Here is a 24655-nt window from a genome sequence, read left to right on the forward strand (position 1 = left end):
TTAAAAAGAAAGGTGCACCCAGTAAAATTCATTTAATACCACTCAAACTTGCAAACGAAATATTTATAATTGACAAAGCACGCTGTAGTTTAAATGAGCAAATATTAAAACCGACTTTTAACCGAAACGGGAATTTTGGGCAGCAAATATTGCCACCTTTAAAAAAAAAGCAGGAACTTTTATAATCAACCTGAATTTTAATTCAGACCCAACTTTTTGTTAATGGATATGTTTTCCCGCGTGGTACGAACTGCGGACGAAAGGGGAACTTTCCACATGGCGGAAGCCTAAACTGCCGGCAAATTCTTTATATTCCGCAAATTCTTCGGGATCTACAAAGCGCTTTACAGGCAGATGCTTTTTTGTCGGCTGCAGATACTGGCCGATCGTGACGACATCTACACTGGCATTCCGAATATCTTCGATGGTGCGGAACACCTCATCTTTGGATTCACCAAGACCGAGCATCAAGCCTGTTTTGGTACGGTGCTGGCCGGCTTCTTTCAGATATTTCAACACATCGAGGCTGCGCTCGTACTTCGCCTGAATACGAACTTCGCGTGTCAGGCGTTTTACGGTTTCCATATTATGAGAAATAACTTCCGGTGCCACTTCGATCATGCGGTCCAGATGTTTTGCAATTCCCTGGAAATCCGGAATCAAGGTTTCCATGGTAGTCCCGGGAGAGATCCGGCGCACGGCATTTACCGTTTCACTCCACATGACAGAACCCATATCTTTCAGATCATCACGATCTACAGAGGTGAGAACAGCATGCTTAATTTTCATTAATTTTATAGAGCGTGCAACTTTTTCGGGTTCTTCCCAGTTCACATCCAGTGGTTTGCCGGTTTTTACGCCACAGAAACCACAGCTGCGTGTGCAGATATTTCCCAGGATCATAAACGTGGCGGTTCCCTCGCCCCAACACTCGCCCATATTAGGACAGCTCCCACTTTGGCATATCGTGTTCAGCTTATATTTATCGACAAGAGTCCGCAGTTCGCGGTAGTTTTTTCCTGTCGGAAGTTTTACGCGGATCCATTTGGGTTTTTGCAAAGGAGTATCGGGAAGCGTTTCGTTCATTTCAAATAGATAAGGTACAAATTTAGGAATTTAAGCGCAGCCCGGCTAGTCATCGAACTCATTTGTTTTCAGCAGTTCGGAAAGCACTTTCTTGGCACGCATGATGCGAACTTTTGTATTGGCGACGGTAAGCTGAAGTTCTTCTGCAATTTCCTTGATGCTTTTTTCTTCAAAGAAACGCAGGCGTATAATGTCGCGGTAATTGGAATCTAAACTTTCTATTATAGAATGGATTTGCTTTTGATCCTCCTCGGAAATAAGCAGTTCTTCGGGCGAGCGGGCGAACTGATTTTTATAATCATCAAAATTATCGGTAGAATCTTCGTTTCCGCGACTTTTCTTGCGCCAATAGTCGATCACAGAATTCTGGGCAATGGTCAGAATCCAGGTTTTAAACTGGAAGTTGGGATCGTAAAGGTCGAGCTTTGCCAGTACTTTTGAGAACACAGAAACAGTGATCTCATCTGCCACATTTTCATCCTGAACTTTCTTCATCACAAAACTGAAAACATCAATCCAAAATGAATTGATGAGTCTTGTCTGCGATTTCTGATTCTTGCTTTTGGCAAGCGCGATCAGCTCCAAAAGTTCGGTTTTTCCCATTGCAGAAACAAAGGTAAGTAATTTATCACACGTTGAATATTGCGATAAAACAGCAACAGAAAACCGCAATTCAATAAAAATCCTTACTATTGCAGTAAAGAAAAATCATTAGAATGAAAACGAAGAAAAAATATAAAAAACAGCTGTTAAAATCATTGAAAGAACTTGCAGTGGCAGAAAATACACTTTTGGAAACCATGACGAATCTAATGCTTCTGAAAGAACTTAAAGACAATAACATCTCTTTTAAAGAAGGTGACACCTTTTCTTTTGAAGACAATATCTTTGATTACAGTGAAGACAAGAATATACGCAGACTGGCAAAACTGCGTCATAAGATGCTGAAAACAATGATAAAACTGGTTGATAAAAACGATTTCAAAGACAAGGAAATTGAATTTCTGGCTTAAGTAATTTTTAGAAAAATATCAGTATATAAAAAAGTGGACATTACGTTCACTTTTTTTATTTCCCCTCTTTATAATTAATGGTATCGCTGCTTAATTTATTGTACGTCAGCACCCTGGATTTCACATTTTGATGAATAAATCAGAAGAAAATGTGGCACAGCTGAATATCAATCGATATTGCAAATTACGAATATTGATAGAAACAATAATTTCCATAGAAAAATTAAAAGATAAAGAGGTCCTTTATTATTTTTACTGCATTAAATTAGCGATATGTTTTCGAAGTCCTGTGAATATGCGATACGGGCATCTATATATGTTGCCAAGCAATCTTTGAAAGGCAGAAAGGTCAGTCAGAAAGAAATTGCGAAATGTATCGACTCACCGGAAGCCTTCACCGCGAAGATCTTACAGAAACTGACAAAAACAAATGTGCTCCGTTCTGCAAAAGGACCAAACGGCGGTTTTTTTTTAAATATACCGGAACTCGACAGTATAAAGCTGTGGCATATTATTATAGCTGTTGATGGCAACAGTTTACTCGAGGACTGCAGTTTGGGACTTCAAAAATGTAATGCACTTAAGCCCTGCGCGCTGCACTTCAGTTTTGTAAACATCCGGAAGGACATTCGCAAGACTTTGGAAGGCACATCGCTCCGCTTTCTGGCCGACGGCGCCGCCGGTACGACCGCTATCTTGAAAAGATAAATTTTCTTATAATAAAGGATGAATTCGTCCGCTAACATTATCATTTATGAATAACTCATTATTTGGAGAATCCGGGATTCAGATGACCTTACTGCTGATCTTGATACCGGTATTGGTGGGGCTGCTTATTGCCGTTGTAAAGACCTATTCCACCTACAAGAACCTGCGGAACAGGCGCAAGCTGCTTGAATTTGAGAAAAGGCTGGAGAGTCTTTCGCCGGCCGAAGAAGCGGAATACGAGCGAAGGAAACTGGAGATGGATTACATCATTCCCCAGCGCGAACTTTCAGGTTCGCTGCCGCCTGCCGATCAGCGCGGCCTGATTTCCAATGTGAATAAAATAGATGAGATCCGCTTTCTGCCGCATAAAAAAAGTCCGCTGGCGCAAAATAACATTTCGCCCGAGCTTACTAAACTTGTCCTTTATTTCCTGGGATTTTCTGTTCTGTGGCTACTTGTGGGCACCACTGTGGGAGAGTATCTGGGTATAAAATTTGTTGCGCCGGATGCGGATCATGTGAGTTGGCTGAGTTTTGGGCGACTTCGCCCGGTTCACACCAATATGGTTTTCTGGGGTTGGGCATCTTTCGCAATGGTAGGTCTTGCGTATTATGTGATCCCACGTGTAAGTAATGTTGAAGTCTTCAGTCTGAAAATCGGCTGGTACTCTTTAATATTGATGAATGCAGCAGTAATTCTGGGTTCACTTTCACTGATGTACGGCATCAATAACGGCGGCGGTGAGTATCGTGAATATATCTGGCCGATCATGGCCCTGTTCGCGATTGCAATCATTATTTCGCTGTACAATTTCCTCCGTACCATTGCCCGGCGAACAACCGAAGAAATTTATGTTTCTAACTGGTATATTGTGGCTGCAACCATGTATATTATCGTCATTCTGGTAGTGGCCTATTTGCCGTTTTGGCAACATGGGCTGGGAGAAACGATCATTCAGGGTTACTATATGCACCAGGGCGTAGGAATGTGGTTCATGTTCCTGAACCTTGGTTTAATGTATTACTTTCTGCCACAACAACTTAACCGCCCAATTTACTCGTACAGTCTGGGAATCCTCGCCTTCTGGACACAGATCTTATTTTATACCCTAATCGGAAGCCACCACTTTATATTCAGCGCAATTCCGTGGTGGATGCAGACTGTAGCTATTGTTGCCAGTGTAGGAATGGTCATTCCGGTCGTCGCGGGTACCACCAATTTTATTTTAACCTTTAACGGAAATTGGTATCAGCTGAAAACGAGCTATACCTTACCTTTTTATCTGATAGGGATTATTTTTTACTTCACCGGCTCTATGCAGGGAACAGTTGAAGCTTTCCGCTTTACCAACCTCATCTGGCACTTTACAGATTTCACGGTTGCGCACTCCCACCTTACCATGTATGGTATTATCACCTTCATGCTGTGGGCATTTATTTATACGCTGGTTCCACGGCTAACCGGCAAGGAACCACCAAAAGCCCTGGTAGGTATGCATTTTTGGTTCGCACTTTTAGGTTTATTGTTCTACACCAATTCACTGATGATCGGCTCAACCGAAAGAGGACTGCTTTGGATGGCCAAAAAACCCTTCATTGAAAGCGTAGTTGCTATGGCTCCGTTCTGGCTGTGGCGGGCGATAGGCGGCACAATGATGTGGATCTCACATTTCGTATTTGCTTACAACTTTTATAAAATGGTCAATGGCAAACCGGATATAAGAATCCCAACCACACCGACTGAAATTCTGCAGGCCAAGAGACAGCTTCAGAACACCGAATCTATTCCAACCAAATAAGACTGAACATGAAATTTTATAACAATCAAAATTTGCTTTTCGGAACTGCGCTCGCGTTCTTCTTATTTCTTACGCTGAATATCGCGATCTTGCCGGCAATTCAAAATCAGCAGGTTTACAAACCGCTGCCAGATGCGAAACCTTTAACTAAAGAAGAAAGAGCCGGCAAAGCTCTGTATGTAGCCAATGGCTGTATCGCCTGCCATACACAGCAGGTACGAAGCGTGGAAATGGATAAGGTTTTCGGAAGCCGCCCCAATATTCCGGCAGATTATGCGATGAACCAACGCATGGACGTCTGGAGAAATACAGCAAACCTGTTAGGTTCTGAGCGTACGGGCCCCGATCTTACCAATATCGGTGCACGACAACCCAGTACCGACTGGCAACTTTTGCACCTGTACCAGCCACGGGCGGTAGTTGCAGAATCGATCATGCCGGCTTACCCTTACCTTTTTGAGGAAAAGGATTATCTGGCAAAGGGCGATGTAGAAGTAAAAGTACCTGAAAAATTTCTCCGCCGTAAATTCACCAAGATTGTCGCAAAAAAAGAAGCACTCGATCTTGTGGCGTATATCCTTTCTTTAAAACAAATAAAACTGCCAGACGGAGTTGTTGCGCCGGAATTCCTGTACAAACAGAAAGAAAAAGCAGATGCAGCAGTAGCTGCAGGTAAGATGCCAGATGGTGCAGAACTGTACAACGGAAACTGTGTGGCCTGTCATCAGGCTACAGGTGAAGGATTACCGGGAGCTTTCCCACCGTTAAAAGGAAGTCCTGTCGTGACTGGTGATGATCTAAAAGTGTACGTGACCATCATTATGAAGGGTTATAACGGCAGGCCGGGGTTCGGAGTTATGCCGCCCGTTGGTACCAATGCGAATTTCACACCTGAAATGGTAACCGCGCTGATGAACCACGAAAGATCCAGTTGGGGCAACTCCGCAAAACCGGTCACTTTAGAAGAAGTTAAAAAAATCTACGACGAGATCAAGTAATCTTAAAAAACAGCATTATGAAAAACTATAAAAAAGTTATTTCCATTATATTCGTTCTCGCGGCAAACTTTGCATTTGCCTGTGAAGCGTGTAAACTGCAGCAACCAAAACTCACGCAGGGCTTTACGCACGGCGGCGGCCCCGACAGCAAGTGGGACTGGCTGATCATCGCTGTCATCGCAGTAATCACGGTCTATACCCTCATCTATTCGCTGAAATATTTGATAAAACCCGGTGAAACAGACAAGAATCACATTAAGCATTCTATATTAAACTAAACTACAAAAAATGGCACAGGAGAAAACAAACGTCGTTTTATTCATTGACGATGCCGAGCAGCCGGTGGCAGAGCTGGAAACGCCGATCGTTTTCGATTTTGACACCAGGAAACTCACGGATGGCGATCATACCCTGAGGATTGTCAGCCGTGCACCAGATGGGCGCGAAGGCATCCGGCTGATCAACTTTACCGTGAGAAACGGTCCGTCAATAAGTATCGAAGGGTTGAAAGACAATGCCACAGTCGACGGCTCTTTCCCGCTGATGATCAACGCCTATGACAAAGGCAGCCACAAAGAATTTGTAATCGAAGGCTCTGAAACACCACGAACTATACCAGTGTGGATGTGGGTTATTATCCTGATCATTACCGGTTGGAGTGCCTATTATATCATTACTTATTTTAATGGTCTTCCTTATTAGACTTTTCTGTATTTTTATAATTGTTAAAGCCGGCTTCTTTATGATTAAGAGGCCGGCTTTTTTTAAGGAAAACATGATATGGTCCTAAAGATGATACATCATCAATTAAAAATTTTAGAATTGACTGCAATCTACGTCAAAACTGAAGACCTGCTCTTCATCATTGGTGGTTATAAACTGTTTCTCTAAAACATGGGTGAGGCTATAATTTCCGCCCTCAAAATAGTAAAACCTAATTAACATATCAGACGAAGGTTTTGCGAGCAGTTGCACTGCACTCGCACCATTATTTTGCACGGTAATACTGTTGAATGTCCCACTTTCACTGTTTAAAAGCGTCGATACAATAACGGGAGGCGAGGTACAGTCTGTAATATTTAAGTTAAAATTTACCTTGATTGGTTTCCATGCGTTTACGTCACGGATATTTTCTGCTCCTGCAATCAGATTTAAATTGGATACCGGTTCAGCGATATAGCCATCCGAATTTTCAGCAGATATACAATAACTGTAGTTTTCCTTTGCAGTATCTAGAATATAGTTGAAGGGTATTGTGTAATTGCCGTTCCTGTCGGTTTTAACGCTCGCGATATCTTCTGTTTTTGTGCAGCCCATATATCCACAGAAATCCCGGTAGCTGCGCTGGACGGTTACCAAATAATCCGGCACCGGAATATTGCGCTGATAATCATAAACTTTTCCGGAGACTATAGTCCTTACTTGGAACGGTGAGCCTTCGTTTGCTGTTCTGTCTGTACAGCAAATCATAACCAATGTCAATAGCAGAATCAGAAATTTGAATATGCCTGCTTTTTCTAAAGTTTTCATATTCTCATCGTTTTCTTAAAAACCTCCTGATTTCAAATATATTTTTGAACCAAAAGCCTCCCGACTGATTCGGATTCAACATTTAAAAGAACAGGATATTACTACGCTTCACAACTTGAGCAACTCACAAAATTCACCATCAATTCCTTGGAAACTGATGAGCTTCGCTGATAATATAACGTCTTCACTCCTTTTTTCCAGGCCTCGATATAAAGGTAATTCACGTCTTTCACAGGCATAGTGGAGGGAATCTGGAGATTTAGGGACTGGGCCTGGTCAATGTACTGCTGCCTTTGTGCTGCCTGAGAAATTATTTCCATCGGGGAAATCTCACGGAATGTTTTAAAGACGGCTTTTTCCTCCTCGCTCAGTTCTTTCAACTGCTGTACAGAACCGTGGTTCAACATGATGGTTCTCCAGGTATCCTCATTGTCAATACCTTTTTCCTGAAGCAATTTTGCCAGATATTTATTCTTCCGCATAAAGTTACCTTTTGCGAGACCTGCTTTATAGTAGTTGGAAGCAAAAGGCTCTATTCCCGGCGAAGTCTGGCCCAGAATCGCTGAACTTGAGGTGGTAGGAGCAATCGCCATTGTAGTCGTATTTCGCATTCCGTATCCTTTGAGCAATTCGGGCTCGCCATAGATGTTGGCAAGCTCCTGGGAGGCCGCCAATGACTGCTCTTTAATCTGACGGAAAGCTCTGGCATTAAACTGCGTCGCCTCAAAACTTTCGAAGGGAATCATGTTTTTCTGCAGGTAAGAATGGTAACCGAGAACGCCCAAACCAAGAGCTCTGTGGCGCAACGCAAAATTTCTGGCACCAGTCAAATAATAGTTGCCCTCAGTTTTTTCAATAAATTCCGACAGTACTGCATCCAAGAAATAAATGGCAAGCTTCACGGCATCAGTATCCTTCCATTCGTCATACAATTCAAGATTCATCGAGGACAGACAGCAGATGAATGATTCTTCAGCACTTGAAGGCAGCATAATTTCCGAACACAAGTTGCTGGCATTGATGGGCAATCCTAAATCTTTATAAACCTGTGGTTTGTTCCGGTTCACATTATCTGTAAAAAGGATGTAGGGCAAACCTTTCTGCTGGCGGCTTTCCAACACACGGGCCCAAATCTTGCGCTTATCCATATCGCCGTCGATCATATCCTGCATCCAATAATCCGGCACGCAAATTCCCGTAAACAGATTCTGGATCGGACTTCCGATATCTTTAATGGACAGAAATTCTTCAATATCGCCATGATCTACATCAAGGTAAGCGGCAAAAGCACCACGGCGAACGCCACCTTGTGAAACCACGTCCATCGCGGTATCATAAAGTTTCATAAAGGATACGGCGCCTGAAGATTTTCCGTTGTCCGTCACGGCCGTTCCACGGTTCCTGAGTTCCCCAAAATAGCCGGAAGTGCCGCCACCAATTTTGGTCTGCATAATGACCTCGCCAAGTTTGTGCGTAATACCTTCGATATTATCGGGCACATGCACGTTGAAACAGGAAATCGGCAGGCCGCGCTCCGTTCCCATATTCGCCCAGACCGGCGATGAGAAACTGATCCAGCCTTTTCGGATCATCTCTTCGAAGGCCGGCTGTAACTCAGGTTTATATAATCTTTTTGCTGCGGCTGTAGTTATGCGTGATATTGCGCCATCCACAGTTTCACCTTTCAGGAGGTAGCCGCGGTTAAGCATTTGTTCAGATTCTTCGTTGAGCCACCAGATTTTCGATTGTTCTTCCATATTTTTTTTCTGTAAAATGTACATTGTACATTGTGTTTTTATTTTTTTTTCAGAAGCATCACATTGCTTTCTTCTTATTAAGTAATTACCCGCTTTCCGTTGCAATCTGCCCTTGCGCGGAGGGTCTTCATTTTTAGAAGATCCGGCTGCGCAAGGTCAGGATTTCCACTGCAATCGGGGCTAGGAGCCGGGGCGTTTTGTCTTTCGAAGTTTGAAAAACTGCGGAAAGATGTCGCGCCTTCGGCGCTTTGCGGGCGGTTGCCGATGCGGGTGATTACGCCACTTCGTGGCTTCTTTTCTATTGTCTCTTAACATGTCATCGGGTTTCACCCGATGCTGGTGATTTCGCCACTTCGTGGCTATATCTTCCCTTTTATAACGAAATTATAAAATTCTTTTGGCGCTCCCTCGCTCGCGCCTTTGTTCGACAAATTATGTCCGCTCACCTTGTCATGGTTTTAGATGATAAGAATGACGCCACTTCGTGGCTTTTTTTTCTATTGCTTCTTAACATGTCATCGGGCTGCGCCCGATGCTGATGATTACGCCACTTCGTGGCTATATCTTCCCTTTTATAACGAAATTATAAAATTCTTTTCGGCGCTCGCTGCGCTCGCGCCTTTGTTTGACAAATTATGTCCGCTCACCTTGTCATGGTTTTAGAAGATAAGGATGGCGCCACTTCGTGGCTTTTTTTATATTGCTTCTTAATATGTCATCGTGCTGCGCCCGATGCTGATGATTACACCACTTCGTGGCTATATCTTCCCTTTTATAATGAAATTATAAAATTCTTTTCGGCGTTCGCTTCGCTCGCGCCTTTGTTCGACAAATTATGTTCGCTCACCTTGTCATGGTTTTAGATGATAAGGATGGCGCCACTTCGTGGCTTTTTTTATATTGCTTCTTAACATGTCATCGGGCTGCGCCCGATGCTGATGATTACGCCACTTCGTGGCTTTTTTTCTTTCACTTTCTTTTTAGAAATCCCCGCGCCCCGACTTGAACGGAGCTCTTTTTTGTTCCTGTCTGAGCACAGGGGCGAGGACAGGAACAAAAAAAGCGGGAGTGGAAGGCGGAAATGTGCGCCCAAATATAAATTTTAAAATAAATCGTTCTCCGTAATACTCTTATCGTGTTTTGTGTAATCCACCGGTCTTTTGGCAAAAAAGTCATCCATTGAATTGGCAAAAACTTCCTCCTCAAACCAAACCATTGGCCGGTATTGTTCGGGTGTAATATTGTAGCGCGTCTGCATGCCGATTTTCTTCAAACTGTCATCAACGCGGTATTTCATAAAATTGAGCAGGTCTTCCTTACCTATATTGTCGATTTCGCCAAGCTCAAAAATCCAGTCCAGAATTTCTTCTTCAACATTGATCGAGTGATCGACCAGCGTATAAATATCATCGATATCCGAATCTGTAAGCAATTCGGGTTGCTCTTCGCGGATCTTGTTGATGAGATAAATGCCGGCATTGGCGTGAATCTGCTCATCCACGGAGGTCCAGGCGATAATATTGGATACATTTTTCATGTAACCCTTAAACCTTGTAAATGATAAAATAATTGCAAACTGCGAGAAAAGTGAAACGTTTTCGATCAGGATACTGAAAAGCAAAAGTGAGGAAACGTACTCTTTTGGCGTGGTGGAATTGGCATGACGCAAAACATTGGACAGAAAATCGATCCTTTTTTTAATCGCGGGGATTTCCACAACCTGGCCGAATGAATCGTTGTAACCAAGGACCTCCAGGAGTCGCGAGTATGCTTCGGAATGACGGAATTCGCACTCTGCGAATGTGGCACCCAAACCGTTGAGTTCAGGTTTTGGCATATGACTGTAGAGATTTCCCCAAAATGTCTTCACCGAAACTTCGATCTGCGCGATCGCCAAAAGTGCATTTTTCACCGCGTTTTTTTCGTGAGGCTCCAACTGGGACTGGAAATCCTGAACATCCGCAGTAAAATCGACCTCGGAATGAACCCAAAAAGATTTATTAATGGCTTCTACAAATTGTAGAATCTCAGGATATTCAAAGGGTTTGTAACTTACTCTTTTGTCGAAAATTCCCATATTCAGGTCGTTTTAATAAATAATATGAATAATACTTTTGGAAAACACGGTGGGTAACTTTTTCATTTTCTGACATTTAAGCAAAAGAAAACGCTGCGCCCGGAATCACCTTTCAGAAGAAGGGTGAATGACAAAAATAGAGAATAGAACCTGATCTGGAAAGGCGCAATGATTAAAAGGCTGAGGATAAGATGTAAAAGTTTTCCACAAAGACACAGAAGTGCCGCCCAGATTGACTTACAGCAGTTTGCAAAGAGATATTTGCCATTTTAGGCGGTTTGCGGCTAAACAATTCTCTGTAAAACATTACATATTAGATGAGTTACAACTAAACAGCCGGATTAATATATCCAGTGAAAATGCAGTTCATAAAAAGAAAAACGACAGCCTTTATTTAAGACTGTCGCTTTTTTCATCATTGTGTGTTGAGAATCAGGATGGTTTAGAATCCCGAGGGTTTTGGTACAGAATAGGTATTTGAAGTCCCGGCTGTCCCATTGAGGTTGGTGGATTGCGTTTGACTGATTGCTTTGGTTATGAGTTTTTTATATACCAAAAGCTGAAGCTTTATGGTGTACCGGTCCGCTCTTATGGTACCGTCATTTTCTGTAAATTTAGAATCGAGGTATCGTGCACGGACCCACCATGTTTTCTGGGAATTCGCATCGCCAGGATCGGTGGGTGCCACATAGCAGACAAAGTCCGGGCTGCCCTGATAAAAATTAGCCTGTGTGTTTGATATATTCGAATTGTGTGTCAGGTAAACCTCCAGCGTGGTCGGTACACCACCGGCGAATTTTGCCAGACTGAAACTTCGTACTGCGGCCGTAAACTCACTAGCATCAATTTTTGTGTTGTACGAAACTACACCTACGTTGGATACATTATTAAAATTTAGATTCAGCAGGTTGACCAGCGAAGAACTTTCCAGAGTAGGATCATAGATATCAAGCTTCACTGCCTGCGATGCCATGAAATTAATTGGCAATTCCAGCGGTTCTCCGGGTGACCTTAAGTAAAGCAGGTCTCCATGGGCAATTCCGTTTACATCCAGCGTCTCAGTTGGCGAGTTCGTATTGATCCTACATTTCCTCCCGAAACCTGTGCGTGGGCGCCGTAGATGCCCGCAAGTATACACAGCAAAAATATTTTTTTCATCATTTGTGTGGTGTGTTTTATTGCAGGCCAATCGGCGTATTTGTAGAAACTCCGGAATAGCTGTTAGCCTGAGTTACCGAACCGGTGTAGTTGCCCCAATCCTTTACCAGTGTTTTTTCAAACACAATGAAGGAGAGATCCCAATTTCCATTGGAATTGGTTCCAGAGGTCGTGGCATTGTTAAAATTGAGGCTGATCACATACTTGCCGTTTTTCTCCTTTACAGCTGTAAAATAAGTTCCGTAAACCGGATCACCGTTGTAGTTCGAAGCACTCATTATGGTTGCTCCACTGAAAACTCCTTCTGCCAGGCCCAGGTAATATTTACTTACCTCAAGATTGGTACTAAGTTCAACGACACTCAGTTTGTTTACGTTTTGGATCTGCACACTATACTTGTTGATGGGCCCTACATTCCGCACATCTACATCAAGCCGCTTAACCTCGCCTACCGGCGAAGATTCTGTTGACCGCACCAGAAGCCTGTAATCGCCTGTGGCAGCAACCGTATTATCAAGAATAAGGTAATTTTCCAGCAGAATATTTCCTACCACATCCAGTGCGTCACGTGGCGTTGTGGTTCCTATGCCAACCTGCGCATAGCCCGCAGCTGAGCACAACACCACCAGAGTTGTAATTAGTTTTTTCATCAGTACTGTGTGTGTTTATTTGAGGATCAAAGGTGAGGGCGCTACACCAGTGGTATTACCATTGAAATCCACATTCGTGGTGAAACTCTTGGCAAATGTCTTATCAAAAACCATGAGATTGATATCCCAAACCCCGTTACTGCTGTTTGCCGGTGGAGCAAACCCATGATAATCCGCTTTAATCCACCAGGTGCCGTTTTTTTCGTAGGTAAAGACTTGCGCTGCAGGTGAGACTTTTTTCGAGGAACCAACAACAACCGGTAAGTTGAAATTAAAGTAATTGAGCACCGCGATGTATTTCGTTGCATTGATTCGGGTATCGTACTCGTTCACCCAGTCTTTATCATTGGGGTCGGTACTTATGGTAAAGCCAATTACACCAAAAGGTGCAGGGAATGAATTCCCTCCACTGGACTGCACATTGTAGGTAGTAATCCTTTTTGCACTGCGTGATTTCAGTAAAAATGAATAGTTTTCCGTAGGTCCCAGGCTGGGAATGGTCTGGAGATTTGTGTTCTGGTCCAAAAGCAGATCTTTCGCTTTCATGGAACCTTTCACGTGTAGTCTTTGCTCCGGCTGGTCGGTATTAATACCCACATTATTCTGGTATTGCCCATAGCAGAGACTAATGGCAAAAGCCATTAAAATTAATAAAGTTTTTTTCATCATTTGTGTGTTTGAGGACAGAAAAACGGTATCTGTGTAAACCCGAATTCCTGAGAGCGAAATTAGAATTCAAAACCAGACAAACAAAAATTAAGGTGGGGACAAAAGGGGGGACAAAGTATAAACAATTGATAACCAATATATTAATTTACAAAGTCCTTTTTTCAGTTCGTTCAGTGTAAATGAAAACTCATCGGCAATTAGAAAGATTGCGGCGAGATCTGATCTTTTTCAGATACTTTCATATAAAAACCATTTTATCTAAATTTGTTTAAAACCAAACACTTAAATGATCATAAAAAATTTATTCTTTCTGCTCTGCGTATTTATATCAATGCATTCTTACGCACAGCAGATAAAAATTTTCAAATCCTTTAATTCTATAAAAGACGCCGAAAGAATTCTTCTTCAGGAGAAAACTTTTGTAAAAGATACTGTTGCCTTAAAAAATTATCTGCAGCCGCTTCTCAACAGCGCCAATCAAAGCCACCGGATTTTCTATTACGGCTTGCTGGCAAATGGCTATGCAGACTATTTTGAAAGGGACAATACGCATAGTCTGATAAACTCGCGAAAAGCTATTGAATTGGCAAAAGCTGCTGCAAACCCCGCTCTCATGGTTTGGGCGGAAATGAATTACGCAAAATACAGGTACCGTTTTAATCAGTACACGCAAATGCTTCCCGTTTTCACTTCTGCGGTAAAAACCGTGGAAAGAATGAAGCGCAGCCAAATCATTCTGCCCAATGACACTTACCGGCAGATCGCCTTTGTCATGCAGACCATAGGCGCACCAGACGAAGCTATTGCTTATTTTTTGAAAGTTAAAGATTACGTTGGTTATAACACATCTGAGAATGCAGCGATTCTGGATAATATGGGAATATGTTTTCTTCAGAAAAATGAGCTGGACCGCAGTCTGAAACTTTCCAGGGAGGCAAATGCTATTGCATCTCTCGTAAAAGATTCACTGCGGCTGGCAAAAACATTTGGCAACATCGGCAACGCACTTTTCGAAAAGAAACTGTACACGGAAGCTGAAACTGCACTGCTGAAAGACATTCAGATTTCGGAAAAGCTCGGTAACCGCAAGAACGCTATGTTTGCCTACCAACTTCTGGCGAAAAATTATATTGCACAGGGTAAGATGAAGCAGGCGCTGGCATTCTTGGACCAGGCACAGGAAGTAGCTGTCTCCAGTCCCTATTTCAAAAGCGAAGAACTAAATATTTTAAAAATGCGCCTGAAAGCGCTGGATGACAACAGCCCCGATGAACTGTCGATCCGAAAAAGAATTGCTGAACTCGAAGATTATGGTAAACAAACTGATGGCGAAACCGTAGTAAATACCGCACAACTCCTAATTCAGAAAGCCAAATACGAGAGCCAGATCGACAAAGTAAACAGCGACCTGCAGGATGCGGCTTTTCAAAAGCGGGTTTTTATCGGAGTTTTGTTTGCCCTGCTTATAATTGCATTATTTCTCTACAAATTTTTTAAGATCAAACTGAAAGTCCGCAAGCTTCAGAACGAAGAAAATCTCCTGCGCTCGGAACTGGCAAAACAGGATTACGAGCGTAAACTCTCCGAAGTTGAAGAAAGCATCTCGGCGCAGATCGAACTTCTGAAATATAAAAACACACACATTTCTGCCCTTAATTCTGAGATCGGACTTTTGAAGAAACAGGAGGAACAAAGTGCACAGGAAAAACAGGATGATCTGGAGAAACTGCTTGAAAGTCACCTGATGACCGATGAAAACTGGTCGAACTTCAAGAATGCTTTCGAAAGGAAATATCCGGGATTTTATACAGACCTCAATGAAAATTTTCCGGAACTGACTGCCTCCAACCATCGTGTGATCCTGCTTCATAAACTCAACTTTAACAATACAGAAATTGCCGGTCTCCTGGGTGTTTCGCCGGAGGCTATAAAAAAATCAAAACAGCGCCTGCGCAAAAAGCTCTCGGATCGCAAAGAAATGTTTGAGGAACTCATCACACCCTTCTACTCAAATAATTGATTTTCCTGTAACAATACTTTTCCAACGCCTACTTATAAGGTAAATCAATCCGCATCTGAATGTTATTAATAAAGGATTTACACAAATCGTACGACACGGGCAAAAGTAAACTGCATGTTCTGAAAGGCATTGACCTGCAAATCGGTGCGGGCGAATTTGTCTCGATCATGGGAAGTTCCGGCTCGGGAAAATCCACGCTTCTGAATATCATTGGTATTCTGGACGAAAAAGATTCCGGCATTTATGAACTCGACGGAATTCCTATTGAACATCTTACAGAAATAAAAGCCGCCGAGTACCGAAGTAAATTTTTGGGATTTATCTTTCAGTCCTTTAACCTAATCGGGTACAAAACCGCTCTGGAAAATGTGGCACTTCCTCTCTATTATCAGAATGTTGCCCGCAAAGAGCGCAATCAGCGCGCCCTGGATTATCTTGAAAAAGTAGGCCTGGCAGACTGGGCAGCGCATATGCCGAATGAACTCTCCGGCGGACAAAAACAAAGGGTGGCAATTGCCCGCGCTCTGATCACGGACCCCAAGGTAATTCTAGCCGATGAACCTACGGGTGCACTGGATTCCAAAACGACATATGACATTATGAAATTACTGCAGGAAATTAATAACAGCGGGAAAACCGTGATCGTAGTGACACACGAACCCGATGTGGCTGCAGAAACAAAACGCAATGTTATATTAAAAGACGGTATCATCGAAAGTGATGAATTTATCACCCAAAGAGTTTTAGCCTAATAAGACCGGCGATACTGCAATACAACCTTAAAAAACACGAAAACAAATATATGTTCGATCTGGACCGCTGGCGCGAAATTTTTGAATCGATCCGAAGTAATGTTCTGCGGACCATACTTTCGGGCTTTACAGTAGCGCTTGGACTTTATATATTTATAGTGCTTTTCGGTATTGGAACAGGTTTGAAAAATGCTTTTACCGAAGGTTTTGCGCGGGACGCCACGAATTTAATTTCAATCTTTGCAGGTAAAACATCCGTGGCATATGGCGGCCTGCAGGAAAACAGACAGGTCGTTCTGAAAAATGATGACTACAGCCAGGTCATTAAAACCGATCCGGAAAAAATTGAAAGTTCTACACCGCGATACTCCACCAACATGACAGTGAAATATGGAAAAGAAAGCGGAAGTTACCAGATCAGCGGTGCAAATCCTGATGAACAGATCATCGAAAACCGAAAAGTTACCGATGGCCGTTATATTACAAACCGTGATTTGGACCTGAAACAAAATGTAGCTGTTATCGGTAGAATGGTTCAGCGCGATCTTTTAAAAACCGGCAGCCCGATTGGGCGGGATCTGGATATTAACGGTACTTTTTTTAAAGTCATTGGAGTGTTTTCAGATGACGGCGGCGATTTTGACGAACGGATGATCACTGTTCCGATCACCACCTTGCAGCAACTTAAAAAAGGTTCGGATACGGTGAGCACGATCTTCCTGACCTATAATACCGATATGACTCCCGCGCAGGCCATTGCGTACGGAGATCAACTTCAGAAAGAGCTCAAAGCCAAGAATAAAGTTTCTCCGGATGATGAAAATGCGATCGTGGTTAGGAACAATGCCAAAAATATGGACAAGACCTTTCAGTTCCTGTTTATCATCACGCTGATCGTAGGTTTCATAGGTATGGGAACTTTGCTCGCGGGCATTATTGGGATCAGCAACATCATGGTTTATATCGTAAAAGAAAGAACCCAGGAAATCGGTGTGCGCAAAGCCATTGGGGCAAAACCAAGCAGCATCGTAGGTCTCATCATGCAGGAAAGTGTAGTTATAACTGCCATATCCGGCTTAGTGGGTGTTGGGCTCGGCGTACTTACCCTGAAACTCATCGGCGACAGTTTAGAAAAGTATTTTATTATGGATCCTTCGGTTGGCTGGGGCCTGATCGCGGTAGCTTTTATTTGCCTTATCATTTCGGGTCTTGTGGCAGGATTTGTTCCGGCCTACAGGGCGAGCCGAATAAAACCGATCGAAGCGCTGCGTGCGGAATAACGGAGTTTTGGAATGACTCAGTATTTGGGTTGTGGAGTGAATAAGTGATTGAGAAATTGTGTTTGAATTAATGAATATTTGACTTAAAAAAATAAAAAACAGAATCTGCAGAGCAACTGCATTTTTACAAAGTTCGGATGAAAATAATTTTTAAAATAGATACCTGGCAGGAAATTTATCATTCTCTTCGGAATAATAAATTGCGCACCTTTCTTACCATGATCGGTGTGGGTTGGGGTATGTTTTTGTTTGTCGCACTTCTGGGCGCCGCCAAAGGTCTGGAAAATGGTTTCGACAAGGCTTTCTCCGGCTTTGCAACGAATTCTATTTTTCTGTGGGCACAAAACACAACGATTCCGTACAACGGTTTCCCAAAAGGCAGAAAAATGGACCTGCATTTATCCGACCTGGAACTGCTGCCGCGAAAGATCAGCCAGATCGACTATATTTCCCCCCAAAGTTCGCGCGGAAAATTTGGCAGTCCAGGTGAATCTTTTTCCAGAAATGGCAAAAATGCAACTTATACATTAACAGGCGATTTTCCTATCGGCAATAAAATCTCGGAGAAAAAACTGATTTTCGGCCGGTATATTAATGATGCTGACATCAACGGAAACAAAAATGTAATCGTGATTGGCGAGGAGATTTATAAAAACTTCTTCGATGCGAAAAAAAATGAAGACCCTATCGGAAAGTCAATTACTGTAAAAGGTATTTTCTTTAATGTCATCGGCGTATTCCGCGTGAAGAAAACCGGTGGGCCCGATAATGACCAGGCAGCTTTCATTCCGTTCACCACCTACTCGAAAATGTATAACGAAGGCGATAAGGTTGGCTTCTTCGCAATCGTGAGCAAACCTGATGCTGACCTGAATGTGGTAGAAGATGAAGTAAAAAGCGAACTCAAAGCAAAATATAACGTATCGCCTGATGATACCAATGCATTCGGCAGTTTTAACCTGGGCAAGGAGTTCGGTAAACTGACCGGCTTTCTTACGGGAATGCAGATTTTAACAATTGTGGTAGGAACGCTTACAATCCTGGCGGGCGTCATTGCAATTTCGAATATCCTGCTGATCACCGTAAAAGAGCGAACCAAAGAAATCGGGATCCGCCGCGCCCTGGGCGCCAAACCGGCAGAAGTACGTAACCAGATTCTTCTAGAAAGCGTGGTGATTACTTTAACCTCCGGCATACTGGGATTTATCTTTGGAATTTTCCTGCTGATGATCGTAGATATGTTTACAAGAAACCAGGATACTTTCCCTTTTTATAATCCCACGATCAATTACGGTCAGGTTTTTGGAGCAATGGCGATCATGGTGATTTTGGGCCTTATTATAGGAATGATCCCGGCGCAGCGCGCGGTAAGAATACGGCCTATTGAAGCACTTAGATCCGAGTAGATTTTGAGTGATTGAGTTCGGGTTGGGTAAAAAAGTTGATTCCGAACTTTTAAAAATTGAAAACTTTAAATGATAAGAAAGTTTGATATAAAAAACAATCTGCGACCCGACCTGAATGGAGCTCTTTTTTGGTAGTGCAAACGGCATAAATTTTCAGCCAACGCAAAATTCCCATGCACTACCAAAAAAAGCGGGAATGGAGGGCGGATGAAGTCGCCCAAAAAAAACAGAAAAAAATAAACTGATAATATGAAAAAGAAGTTCACTGTAAAAAAAGCCATTTATATATTTCTGGGTTTGCTCCTGGTAGCGGCTTTAGGCATGGGTATTTCCTACCTGATCAAATCCAACAGTTCGGAAAGTGAGGCTTTCCTTACGCGAAAACCTGTTGTGCAAAATATGGATGACAAGGTAATGGCAACAGGCGATATCGTACCGCGCGAGGAGATCGAGATCAAACCGAATATTTCCGGCATCATCGATAAGATTCTGGTCACCGAACGCGATCATGTTACTGCCGGTCAGCTGGTAGCAACCATCAGAATTGTGCCGAGCGTGCAGACCATCAATGCAGCTCAGCAGGAAATTAACAGCGCAAACCTGCAGATCAGCAACTCCAGAATTAATATGGATACGCAGCAGAAGCAGTTTGCCATGCAGAAAAGATTATACGACCAGGGCGTGATCTCGAAACAGGAGTACATTGGCGCTCAGCAGCAGTTGCAGAGTACGCAGCAACTCCTGAAAAATGCCCAGCAGCAACTGCAGACCGCGCAGAAAAATCTGCAGATCGCGCGAACGGGCGCGACACCTGAACTTGCAAGTTTAGCCACCACGCAGATTCGTTCCAAAGCGACAGGAACCGTGCTGGAAGTTCCGGTAAAAGTCGGCAGCCAGGTAATTGAAGCCAACTCATTTAATGCCGGAACCACGATCTGCTCCATCGCGGACCTTAATTCACTGATCTTTCAGGGAACAATTGATGAGGCGCAGGCGGGCAAACTGAAGGAAGGTATGGAAATGAATATTGTGATCGGTGCACTGCAGAACAAAAGTTTCCCAGGCCGCGTGACTATGATCGCACCAAAAGGAAAAGATGAAAACGGAACGATAAAATTTCCTATCGAAGGCGACGTGTTCAATAAAACCGATGAATATATACGCGCAGGTTTTTCGGCAAATGGGGAAATCATCCTGAGTTCGCAGAAAAATGCTTTGTTGCTGGATGAATCACTGATTCAGTACGAAAAGGTAAACGGCCAGGATAAATCCTTTGTAGAAGTAAAACAACCCGACGGGAAATTTAAGAAGGTCTACGTAAAACTGGGCGCGAGCGACGGAATCAATGTGCAGATCCTCTCGGGACTTACCAAGGATTCCGAGGTGAAGGTATGGAATCCCTCAGATAAAGATAAGGAAACACTAAAAGAACAGAAAGGAAAATAGCATCTTAGTTTTTAACTGTAATAAATCCTGGCTCCGGCTGGGATTTTTTTGTTGACTTACGCACCAGCAAAACAATATTCAGGAAAAGCAGCAGAAAATCGAGCGTGATCCAGATCGCAGTTTTCATATTTTCGAATTTCATAGCGGTGATCTGGGTTTTGGCAATATCGGCAAGTTTGATGCTTTGCTTGATGTAGTTGCGGACTTCTATGATCTGATCCTGGTTTTTATTCGGCACTGAATGTTGGGAAAAATACACGAGGTCTTTTTTACCCATGAGACCGGCGATCCAAAACTCATCGGAGTTTTTCATGTCTATATATTCGATCCGGTAATAATTACTGCGGATACTACCAATATGCCGGGCTTCATATTTATCATCGGGATCGGCCCCGCTGTTGATCTTCACCATATAAAAATCAATGGGAAACGGCAGTTTGTTGACGACCTGAACGGTAAGTGAATTTTTCTGAAACTGGCTGACACTTTTACGGATGAACAAAAGTGCAAAAACAACAAGTGACAGACTCACCACAGTGATTCGGAAAGCTTTGGCCCAGATAATGAACCTGCCATATTTTACAGTGGAAAGTACCAAAGCCGAAACCAGCAAAACCGCCAGCAGCACAAACAAATAATACATGGGGTAAAGTTAAATGAAATAATTAAAACTGTCGCCTACGCGGATTGTGAAAAAAAGTACTCCTGTTATTTTTGGTTCATCCTGTGCACAGCCAGGATTTGAAAAGAGATATTTCTTACGCAAAAAGCTACAGCCGCTACCGCGAAGACACAGTAAAACGGTTTTAAATAACATTAATTGAATAAGCGTTATGCACCCTAACTGCAAATTCTTGCTGTCTTATCACTTTCTTTAAATCTCTGCCTTCCATTCTTTATAGAATTCCTCCAGAAATCTCAACATAAAATCGTGTCTTTCCGACGCGATTTTTTTTGCGGTTTCTGTATGCATAAGATCTTTCAGCAAAAGCAGCTTCTCGTAAAAATGATTGATGGTGGTACCGTTGCTTTTCTTGTAAGCTTCCTTTGTCATATCCAGTTGTGGAGGCAGCCCGGGATCGTACATTATATTATTTTTGAAGCCGCCAAAATTGAAAGTTCTGGCAATTCCGATCGCGCCAACAGCATCCAAACGGTCAGCATCCTGTACGATCTTTAATTCAACCGGGATTTCTTTCGGCGTTTCGTTCCTGTTTTTAAAGGAAATATTTTTAATGATAAATAAAACCTGCCCGATAATTTCTGATGGTACATCTTGATCAGTTAAAAATTCCGAAGAGATTTCCAGCGCCAGTGACTCATTGCCGTTATGGAATTTGGGATCGGCAATGTCGTGCAGCAGTGCAGCAATTTCTACCACATCACTATTGCAGTTTTCGTTTTCAGCAATTTTTGTAGCAAGTTTCCAGACACGTTCGGTATGAAACCAGTCATGGCCCGCTTCTGCACCGCGCAGTTTTTCCTTGACGAAGTTTACGGTATTTTCAATTAAAGGAGATGGCATATAATTTCAGTGAGAATTATTAATTTTTTCAGTTCAGGTGCCTGAGCTTTTAAGGCGTGTGCCGAATGTGAGCCGGTTAAAAACTGTTTAACACTTTTTATTTCTTAACTTCTACAAACTGATACACCATTTGCGATTTTGGATTGTAGATGACTGTACTGGCGTTTGGGAAACGCTTGATCTTATAATATTCGATGTTCTTGTCATTTTTAATGTCGTCCAGAAAACTCATGTCTATGGAATTTGCGGGAAGGAATTTCTCAAAAAAGGTGATTTTCTCAATGATCATACGGCCGTCAACTTTTTGAAAGTCTTTGTTCGATTTTCCTTCATCTGTTGTGGGTTCTTCGACCAAAGTTTTCAAGAGCACATCTTTATCGGCCACTTTGTATTTGAAAACATAAAAAGGTGTTCCGTTCGGGAACGCTACTTTTTTACCGACTACATTCTCGATCTGCAATGAATTGTCGTGGGGAAATAATTGCTGAAACTCCACATTTTCTGCGTTCACAAGTTTTCCCAATTGCTCATTTACGGTTTCCTGCACGGTTTCACGGGCTTTTTGCTCGGCTTTGTTTTTGGTTGCAGTTACAACCGTGGTAATGCTTTCTTCCACTTTCTGGCAGCATATCACAGACATCAGGACAAAAGCGCTCAGTATGGTATTTTTCATATTTTCTTTAATGTTTTATAATCTGTTCCTAATTAATTTTCGCGGTAGGAACTCAGCAGTTTATCCAGATTCAGGCTTCTTGCCGACGCATCGAAAATTTCGCGGTAAGTTCCGTGCAGAGCAATAAGTTCGTCATGCGTACCACTTTCCACGACCTGTCCTTTTTTCATCACATAAATCCTGTCCGAATCCAGGATCTGCGAAAGTGAATGGGAAATGATCACCACCGTTCGGCCTTCCTTTATAGCATCCAGCGAATTTTTGATCTGTTCGGTCGCCACGGCGTCCAGACTTGCGGTAGGTTCATCCAGAAAAATGATCGGCGGATCTTTCAGGAAAAGACGCGCAATCGCAATCCGCTGTTGCTGTCCACCGGAAAGTTGCGTGGCGTCGTGCTGATATTGCAATGGCAAATCTGCAATCTGGTCGTGTAAATAGGCTTTCTTAGCAGCTGTTTCTATTTCTTCGAAAGTTGCGTTCATATTTCCGTATCGGATGTTGTCTTCAATACTACCCTGAAATATGTGATTTTTCTGCAGAACAAGCCCTATATCGCCGCGAAGTGCTGTATTTTCGAAATCGTTTAAATTGGTATTATCAAGGAAAATGGAACCCGATTCCGGCAGATAAAACTTGCAGAGCAGATTGATCACCGTGGATTTTCCCGCGCCGCTCAGCCCAACAAGCGCAGTGGTTTTGCCGCTTTCTATGGTCATCGATACATTATCTAAAGCTTTGGAACCTTTCGGATAAGTGAAACTTACATTTTTAAGTTCAAATTTTCCTTTGATGTTTTTCTCTGTATAAGTTCCGTTGGGTTCAGTTTCGTCGTCAGCATTTAAAATATCGAAATAACCTTCTGCATAGATCATGGCATCATTCATATCATCATAAATCCTGTGCAGCTGGCGTATTGGCGATGAGACATTATTAAACAGAAGAATATGCAGCATAATTGCACCAATCGTCATCTGCTGATCGAGCACCAGAAACACAGTGAGCAGAATGATCATCACCACGCCAAACTGTTCTATAAAAGTTTTCAGACCGTCGTACACAAAATTGGTGCGGCGCGTGAACATCTGGCTCGCCATCAGCTGCATCTGCAGGTCATATTGTTTCTTACCCTCAAACTTTTCGCGTATAAAGCTTTTGATCACCATGATCGAGTTGATGAGATTGAGCAGTCCAGAAGTTTTCTGCTCCCTTTGGTTTCGCAAAGTCCGCCTTACACCGGAAAGTTTTTTTGCCTGCAGCGAACTGATGGCGAAATAAATCGGCACGACTACCGTGGAAACCAATCCGACATACACATTCTGCATATACATGATTATCAATGCAATAAACGCATTTGAGAACAGCGGCAAAATATCAATGAAAAAATTCTGGACCAGTTTTGTCAGACTTTCGATGCCACGGTCGATACGGATCTGAAGTTTTCCCGATTCGTGATTCTCATCATTAAAATATGCTACTCTGTACGTAAGAATTTTATCAATCGCCGACTGCGCCAGGACTGAACTGGTACTGATGCGAATCTTTTCGCCATAAAATTTCTGACCGAACTGAATGAAGATATTTAAAAGTTCCTTGCCAAGTAAGATGGCTGAAATTATAACCAATACGTGAATTCCCTCGGTCATTGGATCGGGCAGCTGAGTAAGTTTGGTCACCTCATCTACCGTGTATTTTAAGACCAGCGGATTGACCTGCGCCATTAAAGCACCAATGAAAGTAAGGAACAGAGTGCCGTAAATCATTACGCGGTACGGTTTTATAAACGGAACGAGCTGTTTATAGATGTGATAAAGCGTGATGGTCCTGTTGAATGGTTTCGGCATATTTCAGCTAACTTTTAATTTGGTTTTAAAAGAAAATCCATACTTATCCTTCGTACGTAAAAGTGGTAAGGTAGTGCAGGCGTTCGGTGCTGTGGGTTTTGGCGTCGGCTTCAGCGATAGCGGTTGAGTAGGAATCTGAAAGTTCCTTCTTTTGAAAAACAAAAGCGTTATTGGCCGTTTTATCCACGACTTCTTTAAAAATATGTTCGATCTCAGAATTTGAAAGTGAGGCAAAACTGATATCTTCGAAACCGTACATCAAACGCAA

General features: G+C 42.7%; 24 protein-coding genes. 12 read left to right on the plus strand and 12 right to left on the minus strand.

The features are described from left to right. Nucleotides 1–219: 219 nt before the first annotated feature. Together lipA and H562_RS0111940 are read right to left on the minus strand one after the other, a co-directional pair. A complete protein-coding gene (gene lipA, locus H562_RS0111935) occupies nucleotides 220–1086 on the minus strand; it encodes a lipoyl synthase (RefSeq protein WP_027377712.1) in 867 nt (288 codons plus the stop codon). Between the two features lie 45 nt (nucleotides 1087–1131). Beyond that, entirely contained in the window at nucleotides 1132–1689 is a 558-nt protein-coding gene (locus H562_RS0111940) for an RNA polymerase sigma factor (RefSeq protein ID WP_027377713.1), read from the minus strand. Nucleotides 1690–1802: 113 nt separating this feature from the next. Between H562_RS0111940 and H562_RS0111945 the strand changes: the two genes are divergently transcribed. The 6 genes from H562_RS0111945 to H562_RS0111970 all read left to right on the plus strand — a co-directional run bounded on the left by H562_RS0111945 (nucleotide 1803) and on the right by H562_RS0111970 (nucleotide 6305). Beyond that, the gene (locus H562_RS0111945) at nucleotides 1803–2099 is read left to right on the plus strand and encodes a hypothetical protein (protein WP_027377714.1); all 297 of its coding nucleotides are present in this window, start codon (nucleotides 1803–1805) and stop codon (nucleotides 2097–2099) included. Nucleotides 2100–2372: 273 nt separating this feature from the next. Continuing rightward, a complete protein-coding gene (locus H562_RS0111950; RefSeq protein ID WP_027377715.1) occupies nucleotides 2373–2807 on the plus strand; it encodes an RrF2 family transcriptional regulator in 435 nt (144 codons plus the stop codon). Between the two features lie 46 nt (nucleotides 2808–2853). Next, on the plus strand, nucleotides 2854–4605 hold the full coding sequence (locus H562_RS15085; RefSeq protein ID WP_034691120.1) for a cbb3-type cytochrome c oxidase subunit I: 1752 nt from the start codon (nucleotides 2854–2856) through the stop codon (nucleotides 4603–4605). An 8-nt stretch (nucleotides 4606–4613) separates the two neighbouring features. After that, entirely contained in the window at nucleotides 4614–5603 is a 990-nt protein-coding gene (locus H562_RS0111960; protein ID WP_027377716.1) for a cytochrome c, read from the plus strand. A gap of 17 nt (nucleotides 5604–5620) precedes the next feature. Next, complete coding sequence (locus H562_RS0111965) at nucleotides 5621–5881, plus strand: hypothetical protein (RefSeq protein WP_027377717.1); 261 nt, start codon at nucleotides 5621–5623, stop codon at nucleotides 5879–5881. Between the two features lie 10 nt (nucleotides 5882–5891). Then, nucleotides 5892–6305, plus strand: a complete 414-nt coding sequence (locus tag H562_RS0111970; protein ID WP_027377718.1) for a hypothetical protein — start codon at nucleotides 5892–5894, stop codon at nucleotides 6303–6305. Nucleotides 6306–6419: 114 nt separating this feature from the next. Here H562_RS0111970 and H562_RS0111975 read toward each other — a convergent pair whose 3' ends face one another. Together H562_RS0111975 and H562_RS0111980 are read right to left on the minus strand one after the other, a co-directional pair. Further along, the gene (locus tag H562_RS0111975; protein WP_027377719.1) at nucleotides 6420–7133 is read right to left on the minus strand and encodes a hypothetical protein; all 714 of its coding nucleotides are present in this window, start codon (nucleotides 7131–7133) and stop codon (nucleotides 6420–6422) included. A gap of 101 nt (nucleotides 7134–7234) precedes the next feature. Then, on the minus strand, nucleotides 7235–8890 hold the full coding sequence (locus H562_RS0111980; RefSeq protein ID WP_027377720.1) for a ribonucleoside-diphosphate reductase subunit alpha: 1656 nt from the start codon (nucleotides 8888–8890) through the stop codon (nucleotides 7235–7237). Nucleotides 8891–9525: 635 nt separating this feature from the next. Between H562_RS0111980 and H562_RS15660 the strand changes: the two genes are divergently transcribed. Continuing rightward, entirely contained in the window at nucleotides 9526–9753 is a 228-nt protein-coding gene (locus H562_RS15660) for a hypothetical protein (protein WP_156831998.1), read from the plus strand. Between the two features lie 239 nt (nucleotides 9754–9992). Here the strand turns inward: H562_RS15660 and H562_RS0111990 are convergent, their stop codons facing one another. The 4 genes from H562_RS0111990 to H562_RS0112005 form a co-directional block, all read right to left on the minus strand. Beyond that, nucleotides 9993–10967 (minus strand): ribonucleotide-diphosphate reductase subunit beta, encoded by a 975-nt coding sequence (locus H562_RS0111990; RefSeq protein WP_027377721.1) that lies wholly within the window; start codon nucleotides 10965–10967, stop codon nucleotides 9993–9995. 442 nt (nucleotides 10968–11409) lie between these two features. Then, nucleotides 11410–12156, minus strand: coding sequence for a hypothetical protein (locus tag H562_RS0111995; protein ID WP_027377722.1), 747 nt, complete (start codon nucleotides 12154–12156; stop codon nucleotides 11410–11412). Next, nucleotides 12143–12775, minus strand: coding sequence for a hypothetical protein (locus tag H562_RS0112000; protein WP_027377723.1), 633 nt, complete (start codon nucleotides 12773–12775; stop codon nucleotides 12143–12145). The genes H562_RS0111995 and H562_RS0112000 overlap by 14 nt, the downstream gene beginning before the upstream one ends. Nucleotides 12776–12790: 15 nt before the next feature. Continuing rightward, nucleotides 12791–13417, minus strand: coding sequence for a hypothetical protein (locus tag H562_RS0112005; protein WP_219729263.1), 627 nt, complete (start codon nucleotides 13415–13417; stop codon nucleotides 12791–12793). A 313-nt stretch (nucleotides 13418–13730) separates the two neighbouring features. Between H562_RS0112005 and H562_RS0112010 the strand changes: the two genes are divergently transcribed. The 5 genes from H562_RS0112010 to H562_RS0112030 all read left to right on the plus strand — a co-directional run bounded on the left by H562_RS0112010 (nucleotide 13731) and on the right by H562_RS0112030 (nucleotide 20348). Further along, entirely contained in the window at nucleotides 13731–15464 is a 1734-nt protein-coding gene (locus H562_RS0112010) for a tetratricopeptide repeat protein (RefSeq protein WP_027377725.1), read from the plus strand. A gap of 59 nt (nucleotides 15465–15523) precedes the next feature. After that, a complete protein-coding gene (locus H562_RS0112015) occupies nucleotides 15524–16216 on the plus strand; it encodes an ABC transporter ATP-binding protein (RefSeq protein WP_027377726.1) in 693 nt (230 codons plus the stop codon). 50 nt (nucleotides 16217–16266) lie between these two features. After that, the gene (locus H562_RS0112020) at nucleotides 16267–17496 is read left to right on the plus strand and encodes an ABC transporter permease (RefSeq protein WP_027377727.1); all 1230 of its coding nucleotides are present in this window, start codon (nucleotides 16267–16269) and stop codon (nucleotides 17494–17496) included. Nucleotides 17497–17633: 137 nt separating this feature from the next. After that, the gene (locus H562_RS0112025; RefSeq protein ID WP_027377728.1) at nucleotides 17634–18902 is read left to right on the plus strand and encodes an ABC transporter permease; all 1269 of its coding nucleotides are present in this window, start codon (nucleotides 17634–17636) and stop codon (nucleotides 18900–18902) included. A gap of 249 nt (nucleotides 18903–19151) precedes the next feature. Continuing rightward, nucleotides 19152–20348, plus strand: coding sequence for an efflux RND transporter periplasmic adaptor subunit (locus tag H562_RS0112030; RefSeq protein WP_027377729.1), 1197 nt, complete (start codon nucleotides 19152–19154; stop codon nucleotides 20346–20348). A 4-nt stretch (nucleotides 20349–20352) separates the two neighbouring features. On the opposite strand, the gene H562_RS0112035 is transcribed toward H562_RS0112030, so the two are convergent. The 4 genes from H562_RS0112035 to H562_RS0112055 form a co-directional block, all read right to left on the minus strand. After that, a complete protein-coding gene (locus H562_RS0112035; protein ID WP_027377730.1) occupies nucleotides 20353–20991 on the minus strand; it encodes a hypothetical protein in 639 nt (212 codons plus the stop codon). A gap of 231 nt (nucleotides 20992–21222) precedes the next feature. Further along, the gene (locus H562_RS0112045; RefSeq protein WP_027377731.1) at nucleotides 21223–21873 is read right to left on the minus strand and encodes an HD domain-containing protein; all 651 of its coding nucleotides are present in this window, start codon (nucleotides 21871–21873) and stop codon (nucleotides 21223–21225) included. 97 nt (nucleotides 21874–21970) lie between these two features. Further along, a complete protein-coding gene (locus H562_RS0112050; RefSeq protein ID WP_156831999.1) occupies nucleotides 21971–22546 on the minus strand; it encodes a hypothetical protein in 576 nt (191 codons plus the stop codon). Between the two features lie 32 nt (nucleotides 22547–22578). After that, complete coding sequence (locus H562_RS0112055; protein WP_084466375.1) at nucleotides 22579–24306, minus strand: ABC transporter ATP-binding protein; 1728 nt, start codon at nucleotides 24304–24306, stop codon at nucleotides 22579–22581. Between the last annotated feature and the right edge of the window lie 349 nt (nucleotides 24307–24655).

Origin of the sequence: Kaistella palustris DSM 21579 (assembly GCF_000422265.1) — a bacterium.
Lineage (GTDB): Bacteria > Bacteroidota > Bacteroidia > Flavobacteriales > Weeksellaceae > Kaistella > Kaistella palustris.